This window comes from Kribbella capetownensis (genome assembly GCF_004331485.1).
GTDB lineage: Bacteria > Actinomycetota > Actinomycetes > Propionibacteriales > Kribbellaceae > Kribbella > Kribbella capetownensis.
On record NZ_SJKD01000001.1, the window covers coordinates 374578 to 389916 of the forward strand.

At 68.8% G+C, this 15339-nt stretch carries 13 protein-coding genes; all 13 read right to left on the minus strand.

Features of this window, described 5'->3' with window-relative positions; all coding sequences use genetic code 11:
- The 13 genes from E0H75_RS01780 to E0H75_RS01840 are packed head-to-tail and all read right to left on the minus strand — an operon-like array spanning position 1 to position 14989.
- Complete coding sequence (locus E0H75_RS01780; protein ID WP_131511266.1) at positions 1–2604, minus strand: glycosyltransferase family 4 protein; 2604 nt, start codon at positions 2602–2604, stop codon at positions 1–3.
- Positions 2601–3902, minus strand: a complete 1302-nt coding sequence (locus tag E0H75_RS01785; protein WP_131511267.1) for a nucleotide sugar dehydrogenase — start codon at positions 3900–3902, stop codon at positions 2601–2603. Before E0H75_RS01785 ends, E0H75_RS01780 begins: the two co-directional genes overlap by 4 nt.
- A gap of 25 nt (positions 3903–3927) precedes the next feature.
- Entirely contained in the window at positions 3928–5118 is a 1191-nt protein-coding gene (locus E0H75_RS01790; protein WP_131511268.1) for an acyltransferase family protein, read from the minus strand.
- Between the two features lie 4 nt (positions 5119–5122).
- Positions 5123–6175, minus strand: coding sequence for a non-hydrolyzing UDP-N-acetylglucosamine 2-epimerase (gene wecB, locus E0H75_RS01795; protein WP_131511269.1), 1053 nt, complete (start codon positions 6173–6175; stop codon positions 5123–5125).
- Positions 6172–7179, minus strand: a complete 1008-nt coding sequence (locus tag E0H75_RS01800; protein WP_131511270.1) for a Gfo/Idh/MocA family protein — start codon at positions 7177–7179, stop codon at positions 6172–6174. The genes wecB and E0H75_RS01800 overlap by 4 nt, the downstream gene beginning before the upstream one ends.
- 1 nt (position 7180) lies before the next feature.
- Positions 7181–8272 (minus strand): DegT/DnrJ/EryC1/StrS family aminotransferase, encoded by a 1092-nt coding sequence (locus tag E0H75_RS01805; RefSeq protein ID WP_131511271.1) that lies wholly within the window; start codon positions 8270–8272, stop codon positions 7181–7183.
- Positions 8269–8880 carry an acyltransferase gene (locus E0H75_RS01810; RefSeq protein WP_131511272.1) on the minus strand — a complete coding sequence of 204 codons (612 nt, stop codon included), beginning with the start codon at positions 8878–8880 and terminating at the stop codon, positions 8269–8271. Before E0H75_RS01810 ends, E0H75_RS01805 begins: the two co-directional genes overlap by 4 nt.
- The gene (locus tag E0H75_RS01815) at positions 8877–10061 is read right to left on the minus strand and encodes a hypothetical protein (RefSeq protein WP_131511273.1); all 1185 of its coding nucleotides are present in this window, start codon (positions 10059–10061) and stop codon (positions 8877–8879) included. Before E0H75_RS01815 ends, E0H75_RS01810 begins: the two co-directional genes overlap by 4 nt.
- Before the next feature lie 4 nt (positions 10062–10065).
- Positions 10066–10881: a hypothetical protein gene (locus E0H75_RS01820; protein ID WP_131511274.1), complete on the minus strand. Its 816-nt coding sequence runs from the start codon at positions 10879–10881 to the stop codon at positions 10066–10068.
- Positions 10878–12200 (minus strand): glycosyltransferase, encoded by a 1323-nt coding sequence (locus E0H75_RS01825; protein WP_238162762.1) that lies wholly within the window; start codon positions 12198–12200, stop codon positions 10878–10880. The genes E0H75_RS01820 and E0H75_RS01825 overlap by 4 nt, the downstream gene beginning before the upstream one ends.
- Positions 12197–13315, minus strand: coding sequence for a glycosyltransferase (locus E0H75_RS01830; protein ID WP_131511275.1), 1119 nt, complete (start codon positions 13313–13315; stop codon positions 12197–12199). The genes E0H75_RS01825 and E0H75_RS01830 overlap by 4 nt, the downstream gene beginning before the upstream one ends.
- A gap of 2 nt (positions 13316–13317) precedes the next feature.
- A complete protein-coding gene (locus tag E0H75_RS01835; protein WP_131511276.1) occupies positions 13318–14106 on the minus strand; it encodes an ABC transporter ATP-binding protein in 789 nt (262 codons plus the stop codon).
- Positions 14107–14122: 16 nt separating this feature from the next.
- Positions 14123–14989 (minus strand): ABC transporter permease, encoded by an 867-nt coding sequence (locus tag E0H75_RS01840; RefSeq protein ID WP_131511277.1) that lies wholly within the window; start codon positions 14987–14989, stop codon positions 14123–14125.
- Positions 14990–15339: the final 350 nt, after the last annotated feature.

A 15339-nucleotide genomic window follows, 5' to 3' on the forward strand; every position in this document is an offset into this window, starting at 1 on the left:
TCACCTCTCGCCGGTGATGAAGGGCCGCAACACCTCGACCGATCTGCGGCCGTCGTGCAGCTCGCGGACGTACTCCGGAGCGGCGTCGGCGACCTTGCGGGCCGGGTCGCGCTCGGAGATCAGCCGCTCGATCACCTCGGACAGGTCGTCCGGGTTGGCCTCCACGATCGGCAGTCCGGTCGGCAGCAGGTCGCGGACCGGGTCCGCCACATGCCCGACGGTGACCCGGCCGGCCGCCATCGACTCGCAGGCGAAGACGCCGTACGACCCGAGCAGCAGCTGGTCGACCACGATGTCCGCGCTGCGCACCATCTCGGCGAGCTCGGAGTGCGGCAGACCCTGGACCCGCTGGTACTTGATCAGCCCGCGCGCATCCAGATCGGTGAGCACCGGGTCGACGTACGCCGATCCCTTCAGCGCACTGGCCGACGGCGCGTGCAGCACCACCGGCACCTCCCGGTCCAGCACCGGCTGGGTCGACGCGAACTTGTCGACGTCGACGGCCAGCGGCAGCCAGATGCTGTTGTCGACGAACTCCAGCAGGTCCGGAGTGGTGACGTACACCGGACCCTCGTAGACATCCAGCTGGGTCCGCAGCAAGTCGTTCGCCGACTGCAAGCGCTGGCTCAGCTCGTCGTCCGGGTCGCGGAACGGCGAGTACCGGTACTTGGCCCGGTGCAGCGACGGGTCACGAATCTCCGACCCGTGGAAGATCAGGCCGTGCTTGATGCCGGCCTGCTCCAGGATCGGGATGTCGATGTTGAACATCTGCCCGCGCTGCTGCCCGAACATCGGCCGGCCGGCCTCGAGCAGCACGTGGGTGACCTCGCGCAGCACGTACGCCGTGAGCTCCAGCTGCCAGCGCAAGTCGGACCGGTACTGCCGGTACGAACCGGTGCGGTGCACCCTGAAGTCGAACGCGCCACTGCCCGTGGTGAGTGACTCGGCGACGAGCCCGGGCACCTCACGCTCGAGCGCGGTCGCCCACAGCCAGGCCTGACCGGCACTGTTGACCGGACCGATCAGCAGACGCTTCTGCTTCTTCTCGACCCGGCCGCCAGGCTGGACCCGCTCCAGCGTGCGGCCGACCAACTCGCCGTACAGGCCACGGAGCTTGTCGGCCTGCCCGGCCCAGGAGACCTCCTGCTGGTACCCCGGGTCCGCCACCTTCTCGCGGTAGCTGTCCAGGTCACCGAGGACCATCCGCACCTTCGACGCCAGGTCGTGCGCATCCGCCGCGACGAACACCTCGCCGATCCGGGTCCGGTCGACGAACTCCTTCATGCTCGGCATGTCGCTGACCACCACCGGCAGGCCCGCAAAGGCGTACTCGAACAGCTTGTTCGGCAGCGCCATCTCGTGGCTCGGGTACCGCAGGATCGGGATCAGGCCGACGTCCGCGGTGCGCAGGAACGCGACCACCTCGTCCGGCTCGACCGGATCGAGGCAGTGCAACCGCTCGTCCACGCCGAGGTCCGCGGCCTGGGTCTGCAACTCCTTGACCGCGTCGGTCGCGACACCGGGCACACACACGATGGCCAGGTGCACCTCCGGCATGTCGACCAGTGCCTCGATCGCGGTATGGATGCCACGGGCCCGGGTGACGCCGCCGCTGTAGACCAGCAGCGCCACCTCGGACTCCAGACCGATCCGGCTGCGGATGTCGGACACCTCGACCGACACGTCCGCCGGATTCGGGGTGTTCATGATCACCGTCGGCTCGCGGTCGAGGTGGTGATCCTTCTTCAGCGTGCGCGCGATCGCCGGGCTAACGGTGACCACCCGGTCCACGGCGTTGATGTACTCCGCCTCGTGGTTCGCCCAGGCCGCGATCGAGCGACGGGTCCGGGCGCCGTACTGCGACAGCCCGGCCACGTACTCGTGCGCGTCGTAGACGACCTTCAGGTCCTTGCCGCGCAGCTTGGCCCGGCCGGCGGCGCGAGTGGCGACGCCGATCACGTGCATGTCGTGCGCGTGCACCACATCGGGCTCGAGACGGTCGATCAGGTCACCGAACGCGAGCTCCAGGTCCAGCGCCTCGGGGTGCAGCTTGCGCCACGGCGCCGGCCAGGGCATCCGGTGGATCACGCCGTCGTACGCGCGCCAGCTGAACTTGAACGGCACGTCGACCTTGTTCCCGACACCCTTGCGGACCCAGGTCGCCTTCCGCGCCGCCTGCCACCGCGTGCGACGCAGCAGCCGGCCGCCGACGCCGAGCTTGTACTTGATCGGATTGCCCTTGCCCGCCTTGGCCGCGGCGATGGCATGCCCGGACTCCGCCTTGAGCTCCTGCAGCCCGACGTCGATCCGCTGGTCGCGGGCGACGTACGTGCCCCGGTACCGGTAGCCGACGAACGGCGGCCGCCAGTCCCGGCGGGCCTTGCGGCTGCGCCTGCGTTCCTCGCGCAGAGCGAACGGAACCGCCACCCGGACGATCAGCGCGCCGTCGAGCATCTCCCTCGACGGCAGGCCGCTGGCCGAGACACCGAGCACAGTCACCTCTGCTCCGGTCTCGGCCAGCGCTGCGGCCTCCTTGCGGACCCGGCTGTCGTTGGTGACGTCGTTGGCGACGATCATCACGACCCGCAGGTCGGCATGTGTCACTGGCTGACCGACCTTCCGATCACAATCCGGCGCACGCCCGCCCACCGGGCCGGATCGGTGCGGTCACGACCGTCGACGAGCACCTTGACGCCCGGCAGCTCGGCCGGGGTCAGCTGGGCGTACTCCGGGTGGTCGGCCTGCAACACGGCCGCGTCCACCGGCGTGCCCATTGCGTACGGCGTGAAGCCGAGCTGCTGCAGCTCGTCGTCGGTGTACAGCGGGTCGTGCACGGAAACCACCGCACCACGGGACTCCAGCGCCTCCACGGCCGGGAAGACCCCGGAGAACGCCGTCTCCTTCACGCCACCACGGTACGCGGCGCCGAGCACGACCACCGTCGCTCCGGCCAGATCGCCGTACGCTCCCTCGAGCAGGCCGACGGTGTATTCCGGCATACCGAGGTTCGCCTCGCGGGCGGCCCGGACGACGGTGGCCTCCGGGTCGGTCCACAGGTAGAGCCGCGGGTAGACCGGGATGCAGTGGCCGCCGACCGCGATACCAGGCCGATGGATGTGGCTGTAGGGCTGCGAGTTCGACGCCTCGATCACCTGGTGGACGTCGATGCCGTTCTGGCCGGCGAACCGGGCGAACTGGTTCGCCAGGCCGATGTTGACGTCGCGGTAGGTGGTCTCGGCCAGCTTCGCCAGCTCGGCTGCCTCGGCCGATCCCAGGTCCCAGACGCCGTTGCCGCGCTCCAGGTCCGGGCGCTCGTCGAAGTCCAGCACGGCCTCGTAGAACGCGGTGGCGCGCTTGGCGCCCTCCTCGGACAGGCCGCCGACCAGCTTCGGGTACTTGCGCAGGTCCGCGAAGACGCGACCGGTCAGCACTCGCTCCGGCGAGAACACCAGGTGGAAGTCCTGGCCCTCGGTCAGGCCGGAGATCTCCTCGATCATCGGCTTCCACCGGTTCCGGGTGGTGCCGACCGGCAGGGTGGTCTCGTAGCTGACCAGGGTGCCGGGGCTGAGGTGCTCGGCCAGCGACCGGGTGGCGTTCTCCATCCAGCCGAACTCGGGCTCGCCGGTGGTCTCGTCGACGAACAGCGGCACGACCACGACGACGGCGTCGCTGTTCGGGATGGCGTCCGCATAGTCCGGCGTCGCCCGCAGGCGGCCGTCGGCCACGGTCTCGGCCAGCAGCTCGGCCAGGTGAGCCTCACCCGGGAACGGCTCCTGGCCGGCGTTGACCAGCTCGACGAACTTCTCGTTGATGTCGACACCGACGACCTGATGACCCTTGGCCGCGAACTGGACCGCCAACGGCAGTCCGATCTTGCCTAAGGCAACAACACTGACACGCACAGGAACTCCACTAGGTAGTGATTCTTCATCGGGGGCCTCGAAGCTTCCGTTCCAGCGGATGCTCGACGACCTTGTACATCAGCCACGAGGCGAGGATCGAGAGGGCGCAGACACCGGCGTACCAGGTCAGGTTGAACCAGCCGACGGTGCCGACCGGACCGTAGAACTCCCTGATCGCGTACAAGATGGTGGCGTGGATCAGGTAGAAGGAGTAGGACCACTGGCCGAGCGCGACCAGTGGCTTGCTGCGCAACCAGGACCTGCCGCCGCGGGTGTCGCGGATCGCGACGGCGAAGATCAGGAAGCCGTACAGCAGGGTCAGGATCTCCTTCTGGGTCAGGCCGATGGTGATGCCGAAGGGGACCTTGGCCGGGTGCTCGCCCGAGTAGTACAGGGTGTAGAGGCCGAACGCGACGACCAGGAACCCGAACCAGACCGGGATCCGCGGCCGCCAGCCGGACCGGAGTGTGATCGCCAGTCCGATGCCGAACAGGAACGACACCGAGTGCAGCACGGGTTGCGGGAAGACCGGGACGACGTCGGGGAAATGGAACAGCAACAGCCGGTACGTCCCTGAGATCACGAGGGTGGCCACGCAGAAGATCAGGCCGCCGGTCGTCTTCAGCCTGGCCGTGGCGCGCTGAACGAACGGGTGGTACGCGTAGAAGAACGCCTCCACCGACAGCGTCCAGGACGCCGGGTTGCCGCCGTACAGGATGGTCGGGTCGTTGGTCCAGCCGTGCAGCAGCAGCACCGACAGCAGCAGCACGGTGAGCGAGATCGGCTTGATCCAGGGCATGTCGGCCGGCGGATCGACCCGGTAGAACACGAAGAAGGCCGCGATCAGCGCGACCATGTGGGCCGGCCAGATCCGGGCGAACCGGCGCCGGTAGAAGGTGCGGATCTTCGTCCCCGGCTGGGCCGACCAGGTCAGCACGAAACCGGACAGCACGAAGAAGAACGTCACCCCCGACGTACCCCACCTGAGGAAGTCGAGGATCGGCAGCGGCGCGAGGTTGGACATGTGGTGGCAGAACACGAAGAACGCCGCCCACCACCGCAGGCCGGTCAGCGACTCCACCCTGGGCAGTCGCTTGCGTGGCGCCTCCGGACTGGAGGTGCCTGGTCCCGCCGTGACGTCGGCAACGGCCGACGCCGGGGACTGGGTCCCCGGCGCTGGCAGTTGGCTCTGGTCTTCCTCGGCGGCCTTCGTCATATGTCTACTCCGCGAGTGCGGAGACGACCCGGCCTGCGGCGTGGCCGTCTCCGTAGGGCATGGGGCGGTTTGATGCCGGGACCGGCCGGGCGGCCAGTTCGGGCAACTTGCTCACATCGGAGGTCAGAACGTTCCAGCCGTCATCCAGGGTCTCCACCCACTCGGTCTCGGTGCGCAACGTGGTGCACACCCGGCCGAGCAGGAACGCCTCCTTCTGGAGACCACCGGAGTCGGTCACCACACCGGCCGAGCCGAGCACGGCCGCGACCATCTCCGGGTAGGCCAGCGGCTCCCGGACGTGCAGCGAACCGTCCGGACGGTCGAGCTTGATGCCGTACTCCGCGCAGCGCGCGACCAGCCGGGGATGCGCGAGCAGCAGTACCGGTGCACCGGCGGCCGCGAGACCGTCGATGATCGCGGCCAGCCGCGCCGGGTCGTCGGTGTTCTCGGCCCGGTGGATGGTCGAGACGACGTACTCGCCGCGCTTGAACGGCAGGTCCAGCGGCTTGTCCTGGACCGCGTCGCGGACCCGGAAGCACACGTCCGTCATCACATCGCCGACCAGCCGCGCCTTGTCCGTCAGGCCCTCGTTGGCCAGATGGTCCATCGCCACCTGGGTGGGGGCCAGCAGGATGTCGGCCGCGTGGTCGGTCAGGACGCGGTTGTGCTCCTCCGGCATCCGCCGGTTGAACGACCGCAGCCCGGCCTCGAGGTGCGCCACCGGCAGGTGCATCTTCACCGCCGACAACGTCCCGGCCAGCGTCGAGTTCGTGTCGCCGTACACGAGCACCCAGTCCGGCTGGTGCTCGTCCAGTACGGCGTCCATCGCGGCCAGCATCGCGCCGGTCTGGACACCGTGACTGCCCGACCCGACGCCCAGGTGGACGTCCGGGTCTGGGATGCGCAGGTCGGCGAAGAACACGTCGGACATGTTCTTGTCGTAGTGCTGCCCGGTGTGCACGATCACATGCTGGTGCTCGGTGGCTGCGAATGCCTCCGCCACCGGCGCCAGCTTGACGAACTGTGGTCGTGCCCCGACGACACTCAGGACCTTCATGACTGCGCGGGCTCCGTGGCGACCCTGATGGTGCGGTCCTCGGCGGCGGACTGGATCACGGCCTCGGCGACGACGACGGTCTGCAGACCCTGCTGCAGCGTGACGATGTCGGCCTCCTTGCCCAGCACCGCGTCCCGGAACGCCTCGTGCTCGGTGCGCAGCGGCTCGGGCTTGCTGATCGCGTAGCGGATCATGTCGCCCTCGCTGACACCGCGGAAGTGCGCGACGTCGTCCCACGCGGTGGCGACCGTGCCGTTGGCGTGGAAGGACAGGTCGGCCAGCAGCGTGTCGGCGATGAACGCGCCCTTCTCGCCGGTGACGACGGTGAGCCGCTCCTTCATCGGGGACAGCCAGTTGACCAGGTGGCTGGTCACGGTGCCGTCGGCAAGCTTGCCGGTCACCGCGATCAGGTCCTCGTACTGGCGGCCGGACTTGTGCGCGCTCTGCGCGGACACCGCGATGAACGGCGACTGGGTCACCCAGGCGGTCAGGTCGATGTCGTGGGTGGCCAGGTCGAGCACCACGCCGACGTCGGCGATCCGGGCCGGGAACGGGCCCTGGCGGCGGGTGGTGATCTGGTAGATGTCGCCCAGCTCACCGGCCTCCAGCCGCACCCGCAGCGCCTGCAGCGCCGGGTTGTACCGCTCGATGTGACCGACCGCGCCGATCACGCCGGCCGCCTCGAACGCCTTGGCGATCTCGGTCGCCTCGGCGGCGGATCCGGCCAGCGGCTTCTCGATCATCGCGTGCACGCCGGCCTCGGCCAGCGCCTTGGCGATCTCGGAGTGGTACTGCGTCGGGACCGCGACCATGCAGTAGTCGATGCCCTCGGCGATCAACTGCTCGATGTTCTCGTGCACCGGGCGACCGCCGGCCACGCCGAACTTGTCACCACCCGGGTCGGCGACGGCGACCAGGTCGACGCCCTCGAGGGAGGCCAGCACGCGGGCGTGGTGGCGTCCCATCATGCCCAGGCCGATCAGTCCGGCTCGCAGGTTCGCCATCTCACGCACCAGCCTTCGCCACGGTGTTCACCGCGGAAACGATCCGGTTCAGTTCTTCCTCGGACAGCGAGGGGTGGACCGGCAGCGAGAGCACCTGCGCCGCGGCCTTCTCGGTCTCCGGCAGGTCCAGCTCGCGCTTGAACGAGGGGAGCCGGTGGTTCGGGATCGGGTAGTAGACACCGCAGCCGACGCCGTACTCGGAGCGCAGCGCGTTCGCGAAGCCGTCGCGGTCCTCGGTCACCCGGATCGTGTACTGGTGGTAGACGTGCGTGGCCTCGGCGGCCACGGCCGGTACGGCGACACCCTGCAGGTTCGCGTCCAGGAAGGTCGCGTTCTCCTGCCGCTGCTTGGTCCAGCCGGCCAGCTTGGTCAGCTGCACCCGGCCGATCGCGGCGTGCAGGTCGGTCATCCGGTTGTTCAGGCCGACCAGCTCGTTCTCGTACTGCTTCAGCATGCCCTGGTTGCGCAGCAGGCGCATCCGGCGCTCGATGTCGGCGTTCGCGACCGAGTTCATGCCGCCCTCACCGGACGTCATGTTCTTGGTCGGGTACAGGCTGAACATCGCGAACTCGCCGAAGCTGCCGACCTGCGTGCCGTTCCAGGTCGCGCCGTGCGCCTGCGCGGCGTCCTCGTAGATCTGGATGCCGTGCTTGTCCGCGATCGCCTGCAGGGCGGTCATGTTCGCCGGGTGACCGAACAGGTGCACCGGCATGACGGCCTTGGTCTTCTCGGTGATCGCGGCCTCGACCGCGGCCGGGTCCAGGCAGAAGTACGTCGGCTCGATGTCGGCGAACACCGGGGTGGCGCCGGTCAGCGCGACGCTGTTCGCGGTCGCGGCGAAGGTGAAGGACGGGACGATGACCTCGTCACCCGGTCCGACGCCCGCGGCCAGCAGGCCGAGGTGGAGACCCGACGTGCCCGAGTTCGTCGCGACGCAGGCTCGGCCGGAGACGAGCGCTGCGCCGAACTCCTGCTCGAACGCCGCCACCTCGGGGCCCTGGGCCAGCATTCCGGACTGCATCACCCGGTCGACTGCCTCGCGCTCCTCCTTCCCGATGATCGGCTTCGCGGCCGGAATCGGCTGCACCATCAGTTCTCCTCCATGTCTTCACCGGCCGGCCGCAGCCGTCCGTCGGTTTCGATGTACGTCTCGCCCGTGTTCGGGCACTTCCACTCGCCGTTCCCGACGTCGAGCAGCGGAACCCCGGCCTTGCCGACCCACTTGATCCGGCGGGCCGGAACCCCGGCGACCAGCGCGAAGTCTGGCACGTCCTTGGTGACCACCGCACCCGCGGCGACCGTGGCCCAGCGGCCGATGGTGACCGGCGCCACGCAGACGCTGCGCGCACCGAGCGAGCAGCCTTCCTTCATGGTGACGCCGACCGGTTCCCAGTCGTGCCCGCTCTTCAGTGAGCCGTCCGGGTTCACCGCGCGCGGGAAGTAGTCGTTGGTCAGCACCACGGCCGGACCGATGAACACGCCGTCCTCGAGCGAGGCCGGTTCGTAGACCAGGGCGTTGTTCTGGATCTTGCAGTTCTTGCCCATCCGGACCCCGGTCCCGACGTAGGCACCGCGGCCGACGATGCAGTTCTCGCCCAGCACCGCGTTCTCGCGGATCTGGGCCAGGTGCCAGATCGACGAGCCGTCGCCGATCACGGCGCTCTCGTCGACATCGGCGGTGGGCGCGATGCGGGACGTCACAGGGTCTCCTTCGAAGTGAGCCAGCTGGTGAGTGCTTCGGCTGAGCGGCTTCCGTCGTGCAGCTCCGCCACGTAGCCGGGGCCGGCGGCCGCCCGCTCGGCGGCGGCACGATCGGCGATGAGGCCCGTGACGACATCACCCAGGGTGTCTGGATCTGCCTCCACGATCGGCACCTCTCGCCCAGTCAGACTACGCACGCGGTGGCGCACGGCGTCACCGACGTACGACACCACGATCCGCCCGGCGGCCAGTGCTTCGGCGGCGGCCACGCCGTACAGGCCGATGCGGAGTTGGTCGACAACGATGTCTGCGTCGCCGATGACGCTCGGCATCCGTTCGTGCGGTACGCCGGTGATGCGCCGGTACTCGATCGCGCCGGAGTCGTGCAGCCGGGTCAGGACGGCGTCGATCTCCTCGGTGCCCTTGAGTTTTGCGTTCGACGGGACGTGGGCGACGACCGGCCGTTCGGCGGTGAACAGCGGCCGGGCTGCTTCATGCCAGCGCGAGGCATCGATCGCCACCGGCAACCATTGCGCGTCCGGTACGTCGTCCAGCAGGTCGACCGTGGACACGAACACCGGCAGGCCGAGGCTCTCGACCAGCTCGGCGTGCCGGCGCGCCTGCGTCTCCAGGCGCTCGGTCAGCTCGTCACCGGGGAGGAACGGCGACCAGCGCTCGCGCTTCGCGTGCCGGCTGGGCACGCGGATGTCGGAACCGTGGAAGAGCAGGGAAACGTTGATCCCGGCATCGAGCATGGTCGCGATGTCGGGCGACGCGTCCGGGAAACCGCGGGCACCGAAGATCGGGCGCAGCGACTCCACCATCACGTGGGAGTACGAACCGGCGATGTGCTGCTCCTGGGCCCGCTGCCAGCGCGGCTGGCCGAACCAGGCGAGCGGTACGCCGTAGTCGTGGACGAACTGGAACTGTGCCTTGCGCTGCAACGTGAACGAGACGGCACTGACCCCGGGGATCGTCTGGGCGGCTTGGGCCCAGGCGTGACCCTGGCCGGCGGAGTTGGTCGGTCCGACCAGCATCCGCACGGGGGTCGTTGCCACCGGCGGGAACGCCGGCAGTTGCGCGAACGAGTACCGCACACCACGCAGGCGCCGCCGGACCGCTCCAGCGGTCCGGGCCAGGGGCGCCGGCAGGTGCTCGCGGATCGCACGCGTCACCGTCATCGTTTCACCCATTACCTGCAGCGGCCTTTGTCGTGGCCCTCAGCTGATCCAGCTCGCGGCGGGCGGCCGGGAGACCGAGGACGACGGGGACGCTGCCGCGGCGCTGACCGAGGTTCCAGCCGGCCCAGATCGCACCGGCGTCGAGGGCGATCACGACATCCGCCTTCTCGATCGTGGTCAGTACGTCGCGACGGCCCTCGATCCGGCCCCAGTACGTCTTGCCCAGGTCCTTGCTGGCCCGGTTCCCGCGCAGGAACTTCACCGGCGCCGAGGTCTTGATTGCCTTAGGCAACACCCTGCCCGCAACCTTCCGAACCCGCCGATACCGCCACCCCAAAGCCTTCCGAACCCGCTTGATCCCCGCAGGCCGCGGCTTCGCCGCCGGCCGAGCGGTGGGCGCGGCGCCCGCCGGGGCTGCGGTGGGTTGGGAGGAGTCGGCCTTGGATTCCACTTCTTCGGCGGGAGCGGCGGAGGTGGCAGCTTCGTCTTCCGCCGCATCGGCAGGGACCTCAGCCGCAGCGGGTGCGATCGCAGCCTCGCCGACCACGGACTCCGGATCCGCGACCGCCTCGGGAGCGATGACCGCGTCGGCGGCTTCGAGCGGGGTTTCCGGCTCGGGCTCGGGTTCGACCGCGGGTGCTTTGGGCATCCGGCCCGGGCCGATCAGCGTGAACGTGTGGACCTTGTCGGCGACGTACCCCGACGGCGGCATCCAGGCGATGACCTCGAGGGACAGCTCCTGGTTGCCGAGGTCCTCGCGGACGGTGTCGAAGTACGTCGGCGGCAGGCGCCGGGTGCTCAGCAGGACGACGGTCTTCACGCCGCCACCCCCTGCACGGACGCGGCCAGCGACTCGATCCGCGGGTCCAGCTGCAGGTCCCGCCGGTACGACGCACCGAACTCGCGCGCCTTCGCCCGGATCCCCTCGTCCGCCGTCCGGGCCGCATGCGCCGCCTCGATCAGCGCGGCCGCGATCGCCTCCGGCGTCACGTCCGTCACCGGGAACCACAACGGATGACCACGCAGTACGTCGGACGCCGCGTTCTCCGGGTCGTGCACGGACACGATCGGCAGCCCGGTCGCGAGGTACTCGAACACTTTCCCGCTGGTCACGTAACGCCCCTTGCCCAGCATCAGCAGCTGGACGTCGAACTCGTCGTACGCCCGGGCGATTTCCGCCTTGCCGACGGGACCTTCGTAGCTGACCCCGTCGTCGGTGGCTTTGTTGATCGTGGCAAGCATGTCGGCGCGCGGCTGGGCGTAGTACCCGAGATAGCCGTAGATCTTGGCCTTCGCGCCGTCCAGCTCGCCGGACTGCGAGCGAGCCAGCTGCCAACCCTCGACGAACTCCGTCAGCGGGACCTTCGGCGATACGGTGCCGACGTACCCGAAGGTCAACGGACGGTCGCCGGCCGGGCCGCGGTCCGTGGTGTCCGGCACCAGGTCGGCGTCGAAGCCGTTGGAGACCGTGTGCATCTTGTGCGCGTGCGCCGGGTAGAGCTTCTCGTGCCAGTCGCGGATCGGGTCGTTCACGAACCAGATCTCGCGGGCGGAGTCGACCAGCTTCTTCTCCCAGCGGGCCGCGCGGCTCTTCGGCTCGTGCAGCCGGTCACCGGTGAACACGTCCAGCAGCCAGGCGTCGCGGTAGTCCATCACGTACGGCACGCCGTACTTCTTGTGCAGCAGGTACGCCGGGGTGAAGGCGACGTTCGGGTTCGCGGTGGCGACGGTCAGGTCGACCTTGTGCGCCTTGTGGATCCGGTCCGCGGCCTTCTCGATGACCGAGCGCCACGGTCCGTACCCGGTCTCCGGGAACGGAACGTGGTCCTGCTTGGTCCGCCACTTGCTCCAGACCTTCGGGTTGAGGGCGCGGCGCTTGGACCACCGGCGCAGGTCGGCCTCGAGGATCGGCCAGTCGAACGGCACCCGAACGACCTCGATGGACGGGTCGACCCGCTCCTCCAGGGTCAGGTCGGCGCCGGTGAACCGGTGGAACGTCTCGCGGTCGGCCGTCAGCACGGTCACCTTCCAGCCGAGCGCGGCGAACCGGTTGGCCGTGGCCAGGGCCCGGTAGACACCGCCTCCTCGGCAGGGCGGGAAGCCCCAGGCGACGTACAGCATGTGTGGGCGGTCCTTCATGCACTTCCTCTTAGCAAGTTGAGAATCGCGTCGGCCAGTTCGTCGTACGGCGTGATCGCGGGCAGATGGTCGGCCGCCCACTGAAGCGCGTGGTCGCGCAGTTTCTCCAGCTCACCGGGATCCGCGGACCAGCGCCGCAGGATCTCGGACGCCTCTGCCACCGAGTCCACCAGGACTCCGCCACCGGACTCCTCGATCACCCTGGTCTGCCGGGGCAAACGGGTGGACAGGACGGGAAGACCGCTGGCGAGGTACTCGTAGATCTTGGACGGCATCGCCTCGATGAAGGCCGGGGTCGGCTGGAGCATGGCCAGGCTGGCCCAGGCACCCTGGGTGATCCGCCAGGCGTCGGCCGGTGGCTGCCGCCCGTGCAGCCGGACCCGGCCGGCCAGATCGGACTGCTCGATCCGGGCCTGAAGCTGATCCCAGTCCGAAGGCGCCACCGGGCCGACCAGGTCGAGTGACCAGTCCGGCGCCGCGGCGACGGTCTCGACCATGTCGAACAGGCCACGGCTGGCCCGCAGGTCCCCGATGTACACGGCCCGCGGCAGGCCCGAAGGCGGCGTCGGGGCCAGGAACGGCACGTAGGGGAAGTTCTGGACGACCAGCCGCCGCTTCGCCTCGTGCGGGGCCAGATGCGAGTCGGCGACGACGGTCAGGTCGGCGCCGGCGGCCAGCTTGGAACTCGCCCGGACGATCAGCCGGGCCGGGAGGCCGGCCGGTCCCCTCGCCCAGGCCCGGTCGGCGAGCAGCAGGTCGTAGTCCTCGTGAACGTCGGCAACCATTTTGCGATGGCGCAGGGTGGTGACGAGACGGGTGACCGGGATCATGTCCGGATCGACCGTCATCACCACCTTCGCCTTGGTCCGCCACGGCAGCACCGCGGTCCGGGCCATCCGCTGGACCAGGTTGCCCCGAGGGCCGGCGTGGACGACCGCGCCGACCGGCCCGCCTTCGGCCGCACCCAGGCCCCACAGCTCGACGCTCAGGCCCCGGTGGTGCAGGGCCGCGGTGATCTTGTGCAGGCGCGCGTCGGCGACGTCGTGACCGGTCGTGATGATCCCCACGTCCGGCGCAGTACTACGTGCCCCGGCGTGGGACCCGGAATCGGGCATGGTCAGAGGTCCTCGAGAGAGACGGATTCCTGTTCGCCGACCTGGAGGAACTTGGTGTACGCCGTGATCACCTCGTTGGGCTCACCGCGCATCATCACCTTGCCCTTGTGCAGCCAGATGCAGTCGTTGCACAGATCCCGGACGCTGCTCATCGCGTGGCTGACCAGGAACATGGTCCGGCTGTTGGTGACGAGTTCGTTCATCTTGGCCGCGGCCTTGGTCTTGAAGGACGCGTCGCCGGCCGACAGGGCCTCGTCGATCAGCAGGATGTCCGGGTCCATGTGGACCGCGACGGAGAATGCCAGCCGGCTGAACATGCCGGACGAGTACGTCCGCATCGGCATCTCCATGAAGTCACCGAGCTCGGCGAACTCCGCGATCTCCTCGTACCGCTCCTGGATCGCCTTGCGGCTGAGGCCTGCGGCCAGTCCACCGAGTACGACGTTCTCGCGGCCGGACAGGGCCGCGTTGAAGCCGACGCCCAGCGACAGCAGGGTGCTGACCCGGCCGTGTACCTCGATCCGGCCCGAGGTCGGCGGCAGGATGCCGGCGATCGACCGCATCAGCGTCGACTTGCCGGCGCCGTTCGCACCGATGATGCCGATGGTGGTGCCGTGGTTGACGTCGAAGGAGACGTTCTGCACGGCCTTGACCTCGCGGACCGCCCGCTCGCCGCGACCGAACCGCACGATCGCGCTCTTGAACGTCGGCACCCGCTCGAACGTGGTCCGGTAGGTGATGGACACGTCCTGCACCTTGACGGCGGGGACGGCCGGCTCGGTCTTCTGCATCGATTTCTTCTCAGCCTCAGAGACGGACAACGAACTCACGCTCCCTCGACATGAAGAACAACGAGCCGACCACGGCGGCGAGGACCGCCCAGAACCCGGCCCCGACCCACATCTTCAACGGCGGGATGTCACCGCGGACGAGCAGGTCGGTCCAGCCGCCGATCAGCGAGTAGAGCGGGTTGTACTGGATGAAGCCCTTGAACCTGGGCGGTGCCTGCTCGGCGAACCACAGCACCGGGGACAGGTACAGCCAGATCCGGACGAAGTACGGCAGGAAGGACGTCGTGTCCCGGAAGTACACCTGCAGCGCGGCGAAGATCATGCCCATGCCGGCGGCGAAGAACGTCAGCATGACCAGGAACGCCGGCGCGAGCAGCATCGGCCACCGGAACGGCTGGCCCATGATCAGGTGGATCGCCAGGTACACGACCATCGTCGGCAGGAAGCGGAAGAACGCCGTCCGCAACGCGGCCAGCGGCAGCAGCATCCGCGGGAACGACATGTTCATCAGCAGCTTGCCGCCGCCGACGACGCTGGTCGCTCCGGCCGTCATCGCGCTGGAGAAGTAGTAGAAGACGAACAGGCCGCCACACATGTGCGCGAACCGCTCCGAGCCGTCGGTCTTGTTGGCACCACCGGCGATGATCTCGGTCAGCAGGTAGTAGACAGCCGCCAGGAGCAACGGGTTCAGCACCAGCCACACCTGTCCGAAGAAGGTGTTGGTGTTGGCGGCCCGGATGTTCGTCCGGGACATCTCGGCCGCGAACTCCCGCCGCTGCCACAGCGCCTTGAAATAGGGACGCAACGGCGGCAGGCCGACCTTGTGCGGTTCGTACACATGCACCGACGGGTTGAACTCCTCGTCGACGCTAGTCGCGTTCATTCAGGCGACGCCTCTCTCTGCCGGAAGTCGAGTCCGCGCCGGCCGAACTCCTGCCGTTCGCAGCCACGCAGACCGGGAGCAGAGTAGCGGACCGGGCACTTGGCCGACGACACGGTGGTCCTCCATAGTGAGCAACGACGTACAGACGGCTACCAACGTCGCGCCCGACTGGGTGAACCACTGGAAGAAGTCGTCCGTCGCCGATCGTTATCCGGAATATACATTTGACGACCTGCGACGGCCAAAACGCCTTCCAGAGCATGAAAACGGCGCGCCGCCCATGCTCACCAAGCACTCTCGCGAACACCAGCGAGCAAGATCAAATCGCGGTCAATTCCCCTGTACGACGT